14 protein-coding genes and 1 pseudogene are annotated in these 13,617 nt (G+C 25.9%); 13 read left to right on the top strand and 2 right to left on the bottom strand.

The annotated features are described in order from the left end of the window. Nucleotides 1–125 precede the first annotated feature (125 nt). The 13 genes and pseudogenes from EV215_RS05710 (at nucleotide 126) to nifU (ending at nucleotide 11,434) form a co-directional block, all read left to right on the top strand. Entirely contained in the window at nucleotides 126–905 is a 780-nt protein-coding gene (locus EV215_RS05710) for a PIN/TRAM domain-containing protein (RefSeq protein WP_134113040.1), read from the top strand. Further along, on the top strand, nucleotides 902–1,579 hold the full coding sequence (ispD, locus tag EV215_RS05705; protein ID WP_134113039.1) for a 2-C-methyl-D-erythritol 4-phosphate cytidylyltransferase: 678 nt from the start codon (nucleotides 902–904) through the stop codon (nucleotides 1,577–1,579). Before EV215_RS05710 ends, ispD begins: the two co-directional genes overlap by 4 nt. A gap of 8 nt (nucleotides 1,580–1,587) precedes the next feature. Next, nucleotides 1,588–3,165: a citramalate synthase gene (gene cimA, locus EV215_RS05700; RefSeq protein WP_134113038.1), complete on the top strand. Its 1,578-nt coding sequence runs from the start codon at nucleotides 1,588–1,590 to the stop codon at nucleotides 3,163–3,165. A 12-nt stretch (nucleotides 3,166–3,177) separates the two neighbouring features. Beyond that, nucleotides 3,178–4,026 carry a nitrilase-related carbon-nitrogen hydrolase gene (locus EV215_RS05695; RefSeq protein WP_134113037.1) on the top strand — a complete coding sequence of 283 codons (849 nt, stop codon included), beginning with the start codon at nucleotides 3,178–3,180 and terminating at the stop codon, nucleotides 4,024–4,026. A gap of 10 nt (nucleotides 4,027–4,036) precedes the next feature. Then, a pseudogene (cysE, locus tag EV215_RS05690) lies at nucleotides 4,037–4,528 on the top strand (serine O-acetyltransferase); the annotation flags it as partial. 187 nt (nucleotides 4,529–4,715) lie between these two features. Then, nucleotides 4,716–6,146 carry a cysteine--tRNA ligase gene (gene cysS / locus EV215_RS05685; RefSeq protein WP_134113035.1) on the top strand — a complete coding sequence of 477 codons (1,431 nt, stop codon included), beginning with the start codon at nucleotides 4,716–4,718 and terminating at the stop codon, nucleotides 6,144–6,146. Continuing rightward, nucleotides 6,128–6,526: a ribonuclease III domain-containing protein gene (locus tag EV215_RS05680; protein WP_134113034.1), complete on the top strand. Its 399-nt coding sequence runs from the start codon at nucleotides 6,128–6,130 to the stop codon at nucleotides 6,524–6,526. Before cysS ends, EV215_RS05680 begins: the two co-directional genes overlap by 19 nt. Then, nucleotides 6,513–7,556 carry a rod shape-determining protein gene (locus EV215_RS05675; RefSeq protein WP_306767449.1) on the top strand — a complete coding sequence of 348 codons (1,044 nt, stop codon included), beginning with the start codon at nucleotides 6,513–6,515 and terminating at the stop codon, nucleotides 7,554–7,556. Before EV215_RS05680 ends, EV215_RS05675 begins: the two co-directional genes overlap by 14 nt. Continuing rightward, on the top strand, nucleotides 7,556–8,479 hold the full coding sequence (locus EV215_RS05670; RefSeq protein WP_134113032.1) for a DNA polymerase III subunit: 924 nt from the start codon (nucleotides 7,556–7,558) through the stop codon (nucleotides 8,477–8,479). The genes EV215_RS05675 and EV215_RS05670 overlap by 1 nt, the downstream gene beginning before the upstream one ends. Before the next feature lie 76 nt (nucleotides 8,480–8,555). Further along, nucleotides 8,556–9,185 carry an endonuclease III gene (gene nth, locus EV215_RS05665; protein WP_134113031.1) on the top strand — a complete coding sequence of 210 codons (630 nt, stop codon included), beginning with the start codon at nucleotides 8,556–8,558 and terminating at the stop codon, nucleotides 9,183–9,185. An 86-nt stretch (nucleotides 9,186–9,271) separates the two neighbouring features. After that, nucleotides 9,272–9,769: a YaaR family protein gene (locus tag EV215_RS05660; protein WP_134113030.1), complete on the top strand. Its 498-nt coding sequence runs from the start codon at nucleotides 9,272–9,274 to the stop codon at nucleotides 9,767–9,769. Between the two features lie 104 nt (nucleotides 9,770–9,873). Then, nucleotides 9,874–11,043: a cysteine desulfurase family protein gene (locus EV215_RS05655; protein WP_134113029.1), complete on the top strand. Its 1,170-nt coding sequence runs from the start codon at nucleotides 9,874–9,876 to the stop codon at nucleotides 11,041–11,043. A gap of 16 nt (nucleotides 11,044–11,059) precedes the next feature. Then, nucleotides 11,060–11,434 (top strand): Fe-S cluster assembly scaffold protein NifU, encoded by a 375-nt coding sequence (gene nifU, locus EV215_RS05650; protein WP_134113028.1) that lies wholly within the window; start codon nucleotides 11,060–11,062, stop codon nucleotides 11,432–11,434. Between the two features lie 36 nt (nucleotides 11,435–11,470). Here the strand turns inward: nifU and EV215_RS05645 are convergent, their stop codons facing one another. Together EV215_RS05645 and EV215_RS05640 are read right to left on the bottom strand one after the other, a co-directional pair. After that, nucleotides 11,471–12,187: an ABC transporter ATP-binding protein gene (locus EV215_RS05645; RefSeq protein ID WP_134113027.1), complete on the bottom strand. Its 717-nt coding sequence runs from the start codon at nucleotides 12,185–12,187 to the stop codon at nucleotides 11,471–11,473. 1 nt (nucleotide 12,188) lies between these two features. Further along, a complete protein-coding gene (locus EV215_RS05640) occupies nucleotides 12,189–13,604 on the bottom strand; it encodes an ABC transporter permease (RefSeq protein ID WP_166667362.1) in 1,416 nt (471 codons plus the stop codon). Nucleotides 13,605–13,617 lie beyond the last annotated feature (13 nt).

Below are 13,617 nucleotides of genomic sequence, written 5' to 3'. Positions count from 1 at the left end.
TGTAATTTATTAATTATATTATTCTATATTAAATAGAATTATTATAAAAAAAGAGTTAGGAAAAATAAAAATTATGAAAGAGAGGTGAAAGTCCATTAAACGAAAAAAGTTTAGGGGCTAGGATTATGAATTTAAAAGCTTTTTTTATTACTATTATTAGCTATATTATTTTTATCTATGTTTTATTTGGTTTTTCAAATAGCAAAGAAGGAATAATATTATTAGGAGTACTTTCTATTGTATTAAGTTATTTAATAGTTCATTTTGTTGAATATATTAAAAAAATTTTAGAAGAAAGAAAAATAGAAAAAGGAGCAAAAGCTAAAATATTAGACAGTAGTATAATAATTGATGGTAGAATATTAGATATTATGAATTCTGGATTTTTAGAAGGAGATATTGTTATACCTAAATTCGTTTTAGAAGAATTACAAACTTTATCTGATTCTAGTGATAATATGAAAAGAGCTAGAGGAAGAAGAGGTCTAGATCTTGTAAAACAACTACAAGAAATAAAAGAATATAATATTGTAATAGAAGAAAAAGATTATCCAGAAAAAGAAGTAGATGCAAAACTTGTAAAATTGGCAAAAGATATTGAAGGAGATGTATTAACTACTGATTTTAATTTAAATAAAGTAGCTACAATACAAGGAGTAAAAGTATTAAATATAAATCAATTAGCAAATTCATTAAAACTCGTAGTTCTTCCAAATGAAGAATTAACTATAGAGCTTATAAAAAAAGGTGATAGAGATGGTCAAGCTGTCGGGTACTTACAAGATGGAACTATGGTAGTAGCTGAAGATGGTGGAGATCATGTAGGAGAAATAGTTACATTGATAATAACAAGTGTATATCCTACAGCTGCAGGTAGAATGATATTTGGGAGAATAAAAAAATGAAATATTATTATATAGTGGCAGCTGCTGGAATTGGAAAAAGAATGCAGCTTGATTATCCAAAACAGTTTTTAGAATATAATAAAAAACCTATTTTTATAAAAACTTTGGAAACTATATCAAAAAATAAATTAGTAACAGATATAATTATAGTAACAAATAGAGAATATATAGAGAAAGTAAAAGACTATGTAAAAGAATTTAATATAGAAAAAGTAAAAAATGTAATACAAGGTGGAAAAGAAAGACAAGATTCTGTATATAATGCATTAAAAATAATAGAAGATGAAGATGCAATAGTAGCAGTACAAGATGGAGTACGTCCATTTATAAAAGAAGAATATATAGAGAAAGCATATAAAGAATTAGAAAAAAATATGGATATAAGTGGTGTAGTAATAGGAGTAATGGTAAAAGATACTATTAAGGTTGTCGATGAAAATGGAATTATAATTCATACGCCAAATAGAAATAGCTTAGTAGCTGCACAGACTCCACAAGTATTTAGAATAAAAACTCTAAAAAAAGCATATAAAAAAGCAAAAGATGAAGGATATTTAGGAACTGATGATTCTTCACTTGTAGAAAAAATAGATGAAAAAGTAAAAATACTTGAAGGAGACTATGATAATATAAAAATTACTACTAAAGAAGATCTTATCTATTTGGCAAAATAGGAGGATTTATGAAGAAAATAGAAATATTCGACACTACTTTAAGAGATGGAAGTCAAATGATAGGAGTGAATTTTTCACTTGAAGATAAAATAAAAATAGCGAAAAAAATGGATGATGTAGGTATAGATTTTTTAGAATGTGGATGGCCTAGTTCAAATCCAAAAGATTATCAATTTTTCAAAGAAATAAAAAATCATAAGTTAAAACATTCAAAAATTGTAGCTTTTGGAAGTACGGCATATTATAAAAATAAAATAGAAGATGATAAAAATTTAAATACGATAATAGAAATAGAACCAGATGTAGCTAATATATTTGGTAAATCATGGGATTTACATGTAACAGATATATTTGGAATTACACTTGAAAAAAACCTAGAAATAGTATATGAGTCAGTAAAATACTTAAAAGAAAAAATAAAAGAGGTATTTTTTACAGCAGAGCATTTTTTTGATGGTTATAAAAAGAATAAAGGGTATGCTTTAAGTGTATTAAAAGAAGCTGAAAAAGCAGGGGCTACGAGAATAATACTAGCTGATACTAATGGAGGACAACATTACTTAGAAATAAGAGATATAATTAAAGATGTAAAAGAAAATATTTCTACAGAAATAGGTGTACATTTTCATAATGATTCTGGTATGGCAACAATAAATAGTATAGAATCAATACTTGCAGGAGCTATGCAAATACATGGAACAATAAATGGATACGGAGAAAGATGTGGAAATGCAAATCTTTGTGAGATAATACCTATTTTACAACTTAAAATGAACTATGATATTTTAGGAGATAATATAACGAAACTTACACAATTATCAAAATATGTAAGTGAATTATCGAATTTTGCTCATGAAATAAGAATGCCATTTGTAGGGACAAATGCATTTGCTCATAAAGGTGGAGTACATGTAAGTGCTATAATGAAAAATAGCCAAAGTTATGAGCATATGAGCCCTGAAAATGTTGGAAATAAAAGGGTTGTATCAATTTCTGATCTTTCTGGAAAAAGTAATATAAAATATAAATTAAAAGAGTTTGATTTAGATATAATTTTAGATGATAATGAAATTACAAAAGTAATAAAAGCTGTAAAATCAAAAGTAAATAAAGGGTATGAATATGAAGGTGCAGAAGCTTCATTTGAATTATTAGTTCAAAGAGAATTAAATAAAAAAGTAGACTTTATTAATGTAAAAAGTTTTAGAATAATAAGTGAAGAAAATTATGAACTTCGAGAAGTATCTGAAGGAACAGTAAAATTAGAAATAGAAGGAAATGAATACTATACAGTTGCTGAAGGAAATGGACCTGTTGATGCTCTTACAAAAGCATTAAAGAAAGCATTATTACATGAATATCCAGAACTTGAAAAAGTAACACTTAGTGACTATAAAGTAAGAATATTAAATAGTGAAGCAACACAATCATTAGTAAGAGTACTTGTAGAATCTAAAAATAGTGAAACAGGAGAAGAATGGAGTACAGTAGGTGTATCTACAAATATAATAAAAGCAAGTTGGGAAGCGCTTGTAGATATGTTTAATTATTATTTATATAATAAATATGAGAAACATAAAAAATAGAGAGGAAGAAAAATGAAATTAAAAGTAGCATTAGCACAAATAAAACCATACTTAGGAGATGTAGAAAAAAATCTTGAAATATTACAAGAAAATATAGAGAAAGCCATATCAAAAAAAGCAGATATTATAGTGTTTCCTGAGCTTTCACTTACAGGATATTTTTTAAAAGACATGGTACCAGTAGTAGCGAAATGGGTAGAAGATGGAGAAATACCTAAAATTTTATTAGAGTATAGTAAAAAAATATCTATAATATTTGGTGGAGTAGAAGAAACTAAAGAGCATAATTTTTATAATTCTGCATTTTATTTAGAAGATGGTAAACTTATACATACTCATAGAAAAGTATATTTACCAACATATGGAATGTTTGATGAATATAGATATTTTTCTAGAGGTGATAAAATAAGAGCATTTGACACAAAATTTGGAAGAATAGGTATGCTTATATGTGAAGATGCATGGCATGGCTCTACTATGTATATATTAAATCAAGATAAAGCAGACTATATATTTGTATTAGCAAATAGTCCATCAAGAGAATATCAAAATGAACAACCAGCAAATATATTAACATGGGAAAATATGCTGAAAACATATGCTGATATGTTTAATAGTTATGTAGTATTTTCTCATAGAGTAGGATATGAAGATGGTATTAATTTTGCTGGAAATTCTATGGTGATTGACCCATTTGGAAAAGTTGAAAATAAATTAAATGATTTTGAAATTGATTTTAAAGTAATCGAATTAGAAAAAGAAAAAATAAGAAGAGCTAGAATTTATACACCAACTCAAAAAGATGAAGATATTCACCTAACTATTAGAGAATTAAATAGAATAACACAAGAAAGAAAATAGGAGGTAAAATATGTTTGAAACAATAAAATCAATAAAAGATAGAGATCCAGCAGCTACTAATTGTGTATGTATTTTACTTCTTTATCCAGGAGTACATGCTATATTTTGGCATAAAATTGCACATTTTTTATATAAAAGAAAATTGAAATTTTTTGCAAATTTAATAGCTATGATGAGTCGATTTTTTACAGGAATAGAAATACATCCAGGAGCAAAAATAGGAAAGAGATTTTTTATAGACCATGGTATGGGCGTGGTAATAGGAGAAACTGCAGAAATAGGTGATGATGTTACTATATATCAAGGAGTTACCCTTGGAGGAACAGGTAAAGAAAAAGGGAAAAGACATCCAACTATTGGAAATAATGTAGTAATTGGAGCAGGAGCAAAAATATTAGGTTCATTTAAAGTAGGAAATAATGTAAATATTGGATCTAATTCTGTGGTACTTAGCGATGTTCCAGATAATTCTACAGTAGTAGGAATACCAGGTAGAATTGTAAGAATAAATGGAGAAAAAGTAAAAGATACAATTACAAATTTAAATCATATGGATTTACCTGATCCAATTTTAGATGAGATGCATGAAGTAGAGAGAAGCTTAAGAGAATTAGCTAAAAGAATAAAATGTGAAACATGTAAAATAAGAAGCACAGAAGAGAGAAATAGTACTGATAATGAGGTGAAAAATGATTAAAATATATAATACATTAACACAAAAATTAGAAGATTTTAAAACAGTAGAGCCTAATAAAGTAAAAATGTATGTATGTGGACCTACAGTTTATAATTATATACACATTGGAAATGCAAGACCAGCAGTATTTTATGATACTGTTAGAAGATATTTAGAATATAAAGGATATGAAGTAACATATGTACAAAATTTTACGGATATAGATGATAAAATGATAAATAGAGCTAACGAAGAAGGAATTGAAGTAAAAGAAGTTGCAAAAAAATACATTACAGCATATTTTGAAGATACAGCAAAAATAAATTTAAAAGAAGAAGGAATGATAAGACCTAAAGCAACAGAGAATATTAAAGAGATGATAAAACTTGTAAAAGATTTAGAAGAAAAAGGTTATGCTTATGCTTCTGAAGGAGATGTATATTTTGATATAGAAAAATATAAAGAGAATTATGGTGAATTATCACATCAAAAAATAGATGAATTAGTAAGTGGAGCTAGAATCGAAGTAAATGATAAGAAAAAAAATCCATTAGATTTTACTTTATGGAAAGCAGCAAAAGAGGGAGAGCCATTCTGGGGTTCACCTTGGGGAAAAGGTAGACCAGGATGGCATCTTGAATGTTCTGTAATGAGTTATAAATTTTTAGGAAAAGATTTTGATATACATGGCGGGGGTCAAGACCTTATATTTCCGCATCATGAAAATGAAATAGCACAATCAAAATGTGGATATGGTGGAAATTTTGCTAGATATTGGATGCATAATGGGTATATAAATATTAAAGGAGAAAAAATGTCAAAATCGAAAAATAATTTTTTTCTTCTAAGAGAAGTACTTGAAAAATATGAAGGTAGAATTCTTAGATTTTTTATACTTAGCTCTCATTATAGAAAGCCAATTGATTTTAGTGATGAAGAATTAAAGATGGCGGAACAAGGTTTAAGAAGAATAGAAAATACTCTTATTAGAATAGATGAAGAACTAGAAAATATAAAAGATATACAAGATGAAAATATAGTAGAATTAGAAAAAACTTATGAAAATAGTATAGCAAAGTTTGAATTATCAATGGATGAAGATTTTAATACTGCAAAAGCTATTGGAGCCATATTTGAACTAGTGAAATCTATAAATATATACCTTGATAATGGAATTACTAAAGAGGGAAAAGAAACTATTATTAATATAAAAAATTATATAAAAAAAGTAATGATAGATGTATTGGGAATAGATATAAAATATGAGAAAAAAATTGATAGTAATTTAACTAAAGATTTGATAGAATTTTTATTAGAGATAAGAATAGATGCTAAGAAAGAAAAAAATTGGGAATTAGCAGATAAGATTAGAGAAAAATTAAATAATCTTGGGGTAGAAATAAAAGACGGGAAGGATAAAACTACATGGAATTTAAAAAATTAAATGAGCTAGGTGTACTTACTGTAGCTTATTTAGGTGATTCTATTTGGGAACTTTATATAAGAGAATATTTTGTAAGAAAAAATATAAATTTAAAAGATTTGAATATAATAGTGAGAAGATATGTAAATGCAAAATTTCAAAGTAAAATATATTTAAAAATTTTAAATGAAGGGGAATATGATTTTTTACAAGAAATAATAGATTATTCTAAAAGAGCTAGAAATTCAAAAATAAAATCTTATCCATCTACTTGTACATTAAAAGAATATAAAAACGCCACTGCATTAGAGGCGTTAATTGGAGCATATTATTTATTAGAGTATAAAGAAGAACTAGAAAATATTATAAAAATTATTTTAGAGGGTGATGATGTTGCTTAAATTTTTTGAAAATGGATTTAATATCAATAAAAGTATAGGTATAGACCTTGGGACTGCTAATACATTGGTATATTATAAACAAAAAAATAAGATAGTATTAAATGAACCATCAGTAGTAGCGGTTGATAGAGATACTAAAAAGGTACTTGCAGTTGGGCATGAAGCAAAAGAGATGATAGGTAAAACTCCAGATAGTATAATAGCGGTAAGACCTCTTAGAGAAGGAGTAATAGCTGATTATGATATTACAGAAGCGATGATAAAATACTTTATAAAAAAAGTATTTGGAAAATTTAATATATTTGCACCTGAGGTAATGATATGTGTACCAATAGAAGTAACGGGAGTAGAAAAAAGAGCTGTACTTGAAGCAGCTATATCAGCTGGAGCAAAAAGAGCTTATCTTATAGAAGAGGCAAGAGCAGCAGCTCTTGGTTCTGGAATAGATATATCAGTAGCAGAAGGTAGTATGATAGTAGATATAGGAGGCGGTTCTACCGATATAGCTGTTATAGCACTTGGTGGAACAGTAGTAAGTAAATCTATAAGAATAGCAGGAAATAACTTTGATGAAGATATAGTAAGATATGTAAAAAAAGTACATAATTTATTAATAGGAGATAGAACTGCTGAGTATATAAAAACTAAAATTGGTTCAGCACTTCCTTTAGAAGAAGAAGAATATATAGACGTAAAAGGGAGAGACCTTATTACAGGGCTGCCAAAAACTATTAGCTTAAGTTCAACAGAAGTACTAGAAGCTATTAATGATTCACTTATGCAAATAGTAAACAATGTAAAATCAGTACTTGAAAAAACTCCACCTGAACTTGCCGCGGATATAGTAGATAAAGGAATAGTTATGACTGGAGGAGGTTCTTTAATAAGAAACTTTACAAAACTTATGTCAAATTACACTCAACTTCCTGTATATCTTGCAGAAAATGCGCTTGAAAGTGTAGTTATAGGAGCTGGAATGGCATTAGATAAAATAGATGTACTTAGACAAATAGAAAAGGAAGAAAGATAATGGGAATTGATTCTATTAAGAATAATGAGTTAGCAAAACAGATAATAAAAAATGAATTAAAAAATAATAAAGAATCAGGGACATATTTAATACATGGAATTAAGGGAGCAAATTTATTTGAATTTGCTCTTAATTTTTCTAAAGGAATATTATGTAATGAGATTGAGCATGACTATTGTGATAGTTGTAGAGTATGTATAAATATTGATAAACAAGTATATTCAGATCTTCATATAATAGAAGGATTAGATAATAGTAATATATCTATATCACAAATAAGAGATATGATAAGTGAAAGTTATGAATCAGCTTATGAAGGAGATAAAAAAGTATTTATAATAAAAAATATACATAAAACAAGAAAAGAAGTAGCAAATGCAATACTTAAAATAATTGAAGAACCACCTAAAAATACATACTTTATACTTACATCTAATAGTTTGAATATATTAAAAACAATACTTTCTAGATGTATTACTATAAAAATAAATACTTTAAATAATGAAGAATTAGAAGTATCTAAAGAAATATTTGATTTTTTTATTGGAGATAATGAAGATATTTTAGAATATAAAAAAGGAAATTATAGCTTAGAAGAAATATATAGCTATAAAGATATAGATGTAGTACTTGATGAATATATAGAGAATGGTAAATTAGAAAACAAGATTAAACTTTTGAAAAGTTTAGATGATTATATTAAAAATAAAGATTTTTTTAGTGAAATAGAAAAAATAGAATTTATAGAAAAGATAAATAGTAAGATAGATAAAAATAGAGATATATTAGAAAATATGTTTTATATTCTTATAATTAAAAATAAAACTTTAAAAAAACTAGAATTTTTGCTAGAAATTAAAAGTTATATTAAAAGTAATGTAAATATAACAAATATTTTGTATAATTTTTTTTTAGAATATTAATATTTTATATAAAATAAAATTATTATAGAAAATATTTAAAATTTTTATGTTAATTAGTAATAATGAAAGGGATATTATGAACAGAAGAGAAAGATTGGAAAATATAATAGCTATATTGAAAAAGGAGTATGGAGAGTCGAAAGTAATGTTAAATTACAATACTCCTTTTGAACTTTTAATAGCTGTAATACTTTCTGCGCAATGTACAGATAAAAGAGTAAATATGGTAACAAAAGAGATGTATAAGATTGTAAATACTCCTGAAGGATTTGCAAATATGGAAGTAGAAGAAATAGAGAAACTTATAAAAAGTACAGGATTTTATAGAAATAAAGCAAAAAATATAAAACAATGTAGTATAGATATAATAGAAAAATATGATGGGAAAGTACCAATGAATATGGATGATTTGATAAATTTGGCTGGGGTAGGAAGAAAAACAGCAAATGTAGTAATGGGAGATATTACTAAAGAACCAGAAGGTATAGTTGTAGATACTCATGTAAAAAGATTATCAAATAGAATAGGATTTGTGAAAACTAACAATCCTATAATAATAGAAAGAGAGCTTATGAAATGGGTGCCTAAGAAATATTGGTTTGATTATCCAAATTTATTAATCAGACATGGGCGAGCTATCTGTAAAGCTAGAAAAGCAGAGTGTAATAAGTGCGGTATAAATGAGTATTGCAAAAAAAATATTTGATTATCAAAGCATTGCCATTAAAATATTTTATTGAAAAATATTTAAAAAAGTTGTATAATAAATTTTACAAGGAGATTTAGATAAGTATGTCAAGAATATCAAGAGCAATTTCAAAATCTAAAGGTTTATTAAGCAGCAGGAAAAAAGATAAAAAAAAGATAAGTGATTCACAAACTACTACTAGAGTAGAAAAAAGAGATTTAGATATAAATCATAGTCCTTTTTTAGATAAATTAAATGAAGTTGAAGTAGATTTGATTAAAGGAGAATTAAGTGATAATTTAGAAGATATAAAAGTTTTAGGAGAAGAGTTGGCTAGAAATCCAAATCTTAAAAATTTAACTAATTATAAAAATAAAGTAAAAGCATTTTTAGTATTAGCTATGAAAAAGATGTATAAAGTTGATAATAAAATGGGGCTAAAAAGAAGTGGAAGAGAGCAAAAAATATTTGTAACAGTAGATAAAATAGATAAAGAATTAGAAGAATTAACCTTAGCTTTTTTAAAGCAACAAGAAGAAGCATTTTTTGTAATGTCAAAAATAGATGGAATACAGGGGTTGTTAGTTAATATATTAGGTTAAATCATTAATAAAAATTCTTGACAAATTTTATAAAAAAATATATTATAAAGTGAATTTTAAAATAAATAAAAAAGAATAAAAAAAATAAAAAGGTGTGGAGAGTTATGAAAGTATATTTAGATAATAATGCAACAACAAAATTGTGTAAAGAAGCATTTGAAGCTATGGTACCATATCTTACAGAGTATTATGGAAACTCACACAGTATGCATAGATTTGGACAAGAGACAGGGAAAGCTCTAAGAGAAGCTAGAGAAACTATAGCAAATTTATTAAAAATTGAAGCAGATGAACTTATTTTTACAGCTTCAGGAACAGAAGCTAATAATATAGGAATACGAGGAGTAGTAAGAGCTTTTGAAAGAAGAGGAAAACATATAATAGTATCAGAGATAGAACATCCATCAGTAAGAAATACAGCTAAAGATTTAGAAAAACTAGGATATGAAGTAACTTTTTTAAAAGTAGATAAAAATGGATTAGTGGATTTAGAACAATTAAAAAAATCTATTAGGAAAGATACTGTGTTGATATCTGTAATGCATGCGAATAATGAAGTTGGGACTATTCAGCCATTAAAAGAAATAGGTCAAATTGCAAAAGGACATAGAATATTATTTCATGTAGATGCTGTACAAACAGTAGGAAAACTCAAGTTTTCGCCAAAAGATTATAATATAGATTTAATGAGTTTTTCAGCTCATAAATTTTATGGACCTAAAGGAGTAGGCGCTCTTTATATAAAAAAAGGAACAAGAATGGCCAAATTTATAACTGGTGGAGGACAAGAAAAAGGACTTAGACCAGGAACATCAAATGTAGCTGCGATAGTAGGAATGGCAAAAGCTTTAGAAGTAGCTTTTAAAAATATAAAGGAAGAATATAAAAAAGAAAAAGAGTTGAGAGATTATTTTGAGGAAAAAATAATAGAAAAAATTCCAGAAATTGTAATTAATTCAAAAGAGGTAGATAGATTACCAGGTACTTCAAGTGTTACTTTTAAATATCTTGAAGGAGAATCTATATTACTTAGTTTAGACTTTAAAGGAATAGCTGTAAGTAGCGGTTCGGCTTGCTCAAGTGAAGATTTACATGCATCTCATGTATTGCTTGGAATGGGAATAGAAGAAGAATTTGCACATGGAACAATAAGATTTAGTATTGGAAGATATAATACTAAAGAAGAGATTGATTATGTAATAAATGAATTACCGCCAATAATTGAAAGACTTAGAATGATGTCACCATTATGGAATGAATTTAAAAATAATTAAAAGGAGTTGAAAATAGATGCAATATTCAGAAAAAGTAATGGATCACTTTATGAATCCAAGAAATGTAGGAGTTATTGAAAATCCAGATGGATATGGTAAAATAGGAAATGCATCATGTGGAGATATGATGGAAATTTTTTTAAGAATAGAAGATGATATAATAAAAGATGTAAAATTTAGAACTTTTGGATGTGCTTCAGCCATAGCAACTTCTTCAATATCTACAGAAATGATATTAGGAAAAAAAGTAAGCGAAGCATTAGAAGTGACAAATAAAGCTGTAGCAGAAGCTCTAGATGGACTTCCACCTCAAAAAATGCATTGTTCTGTACTTGCAGAAGATGCAATAAAAGCTGCAATAGAAGATTATTTAAAGAAAAAAAATAATTAAAAAAACTCTAAAATCAATTTTGATTTTAGAGTTTTTTTAATAATGAAATAGATGTTTTACATATGAAGATTTTGGATTGGAAATAATATTTTCTGGAGTATCGATCTGTATAATTTTACCATCTTTTATAATCACTACTCTATCAGCTATTTCAAGAGCATCTTCTTTATTATGAGTGACAAAAATTGTAGTAGTCTTTTCTATATCAATAATTGATTTTATTTCTTTTCTTATACTACTTTGTAGATTAGCATCTAAATTTGAAAAAGGCTCATCTAATAAAAGTAATTTTGGATTAGTAGCTAATGTACGAGCAATAGCTATTCTTTGTTGTTGACCACCACTAAGTTCATGAGGATATTTTTTACTATGTTCTTCTAATTTTACTAGTTTTAGCATTTTATTTAAAATTATTTTTTTTGTTTTTTTGTTAAAATGAGAAATACCAAAAGTTATATTTTTTTCTATGTTTAAATGAGGGAAAAGAGCATAATCTTGAAAAACCATACCTAAATTTCTTTTTTCGGGAGGGAAATTTATATTTTTATTAAAAATAATATGATTATCAATAGTAATTTTACCTGTTTTAGGAGTTTCAAGACCGGAAATAATTCTTAGAATAGTAGATTTTCCACTTCCACTTTCTCCTAAAATTGCTAAAACTTCTCCTTTTTTTATAGAAAAAGATATATTGTCTAGAATAATTTTTTTGCCATATTTAAAACTTATATTTTCTAATTTTATATATTCCATTTTAATTTCTCCTGTTTTTATTTAATATATTAAAGTAAATTATTCCTAAAAAACATATAAATACTATAATTAATGAAGGAATACCAGAATGATAAATCATTTCGTCTTCTACATATTTTTTTGTTATTGTTGACAAAGTATCAAAATTAAAGGGCCTTAAAATTAATGTAAGAGGTAATTCTTTGATTATTTCAATAAAAATAAGTATGTATGCAGAAAAAATAGAAGATTTTATCATAGGAAAATCTATTTTAAAAAAAGTATATATTTTAGATTTACCGAGTGTTCTAGCAGATTCATGAAACTTTAATCCGATTTTTAAAAAACTTGTATTAATAGTATTATATCCAACACCTAAAAATCTAATAATATAAGCTAGAATAAGCACAATAAAACTCATACTAAAATATGTATCAAAAAAATTATCTATAGTAATAAATAGCATAAGTACACCTATAGCTATAACAGCTCCAGGAATAGAATAACCAATACTTGAAATTCTAGCTAAAATTCCAGAAAATTTATTTTTAGATAATCGAGCATTATTTGATATTATCAAAGCTATTATTAGAGTAATTAAAGAAGAAATTGCAGTTAATATAAAGGTTTTAAATATTAACAAAAAAGTTTCATAATTAAGCATCATTTTATAAGTAAGCATACTAAAATATACAAGTTGAATAATAGGAAAGATAAATCCAATAATTATATATAGTAAAGAAAATATGGTTATGATAAATTCATGTGATTTTGATAGTTTTTTTCTTTTAATAGATTTTATTTTAGAATTTATATAAGAATAATTTTTATGTTTTCTAAAATTTTTCTCTAAACTTAAGACTATAAAAGTAGTAAACATAAGAAATGCAGCTAGTTTTATAGCACTATTACTGTCTCCAAGAGAAAACCAAGTTCTAAATATACCAATGCTAAATGTATTTATTCCAAAATATTTTACAACACCATAAGCATTTATAATCTCTAAGGTTACTAAACTAACACTAGAAACTAAAGCTATTCTAGACATAGGTAGTAATACGTTAAGAAATATGTGTAAATCATTTTTCCCTAAAATTTTTGCATTTTCTATTATATTTGAAGATATTTTTGATAAATAAGATTTTGAAATAATATATACATAAGGAGCTAAAAATATTGAAAATATAAATATTCCTCCATATATATTCATAATATCAATTTTTCCTTTGAACAATCCTGTAAAAGAAAAAAGTTCTCCATATACATATCCTGCAATATAAGTAGGAATCGCAAGTGGTAATATAAATAGTATATCAAATAATTTTCTGTATCTAAAATCATAAAAAACAGTAAAATATGCAAGAGTATATCCAATAATAGCTGAAAAAAGACTACTAAAAAGGCTTAAAATAAAGGTGTTTTTTATGTAGTCAAACAACAAATTATTTATT

Origin of the sequence: Hypnocyclicus thermotrophus, from assembly GCF_004365575.1 — a bacterium.
Taxonomy (GTDB): Bacteria; Fusobacteriota; Fusobacteriia; order Fusobacteriales; family Fusobacteriaceae; genus Hypnocyclicus; species Hypnocyclicus thermotrophus.
Note: the sequence above shows the minus strand (reverse complement) of the source record. Positions and strands in the feature narration are given on the sequence as shown.

Coding starts and splice junctions, on each gene's coding strand:
- EV215_RS05710 (WP_134113040.1), top strand. CDS start 126: ATGAATTTAAAAGCTTTTTTTATTACTATTATTAGCTATATTATTTTT.
- ispD (WP_134113039.1), top strand. CDS start 902: ATGAAATATTATTATATAGTGGCAGCTGCTGGAATTGGAAAAAGAATG.
- cimA (WP_134113038.1), top strand. CDS start 1,588: ATGAAGAAAATAGAAATATTCGACACTACTTTAAGAGATGGAAGTCAA.
- EV215_RS05695 (WP_134113037.1), top strand. CDS start 3,178: ATGAAATTAAAAGTAGCATTAGCACAAATAAAACCATACTTAGGAGAT.
- cysS (WP_134113035.1), top strand. CDS start 4,716: ATGATTAAAATATATAATACATTAACACAAAAATTAGAAGATTTTAAA.
- EV215_RS05680 (WP_134113034.1), top strand. CDS start 6,128: ATGGAATTTAAAAAATTAAATGAGCTAGGTGTACTTACTGTAGCTTAT.
- EV215_RS05675 (WP_306767449.1), top strand. CDS start 6,513: ATGATGTTGCTTAAATTTTTTGAAAATGGATTTAATATCAATAAAAGT.
- EV215_RS05670 (WP_134113032.1), top strand. CDS start 7,556: ATGGGAATTGATTCTATTAAGAATAATGAGTTAGCAAAACAGATAATA.
- nth (WP_134113031.1), top strand. CDS start 8,556: ATGAACAGAAGAGAAAGATTGGAAAATATAATAGCTATATTGAAAAAG.
- EV215_RS05660 (WP_134113030.1), top strand. CDS start 9,272: ATGTCAAGAATATCAAGAGCAATTTCAAAATCTAAAGGTTTATTAAGC.
- EV215_RS05655 (WP_134113029.1), top strand. CDS start 9,874: ATGAAAGTATATTTAGATAATAATGCAACAACAAAATTGTGTAAAGAA.
- nifU (WP_134113028.1), top strand. CDS start 11,060: ATGCAATATTCAGAAAAAGTAATGGATCACTTTATGAATCCAAGAAAT.
- EV215_RS05645 (WP_134113027.1), bottom strand. CDS start 12,187: ATGGAATATATAAAATTAGAAAATATAAGTTTTAAATATGGCAAAAAA.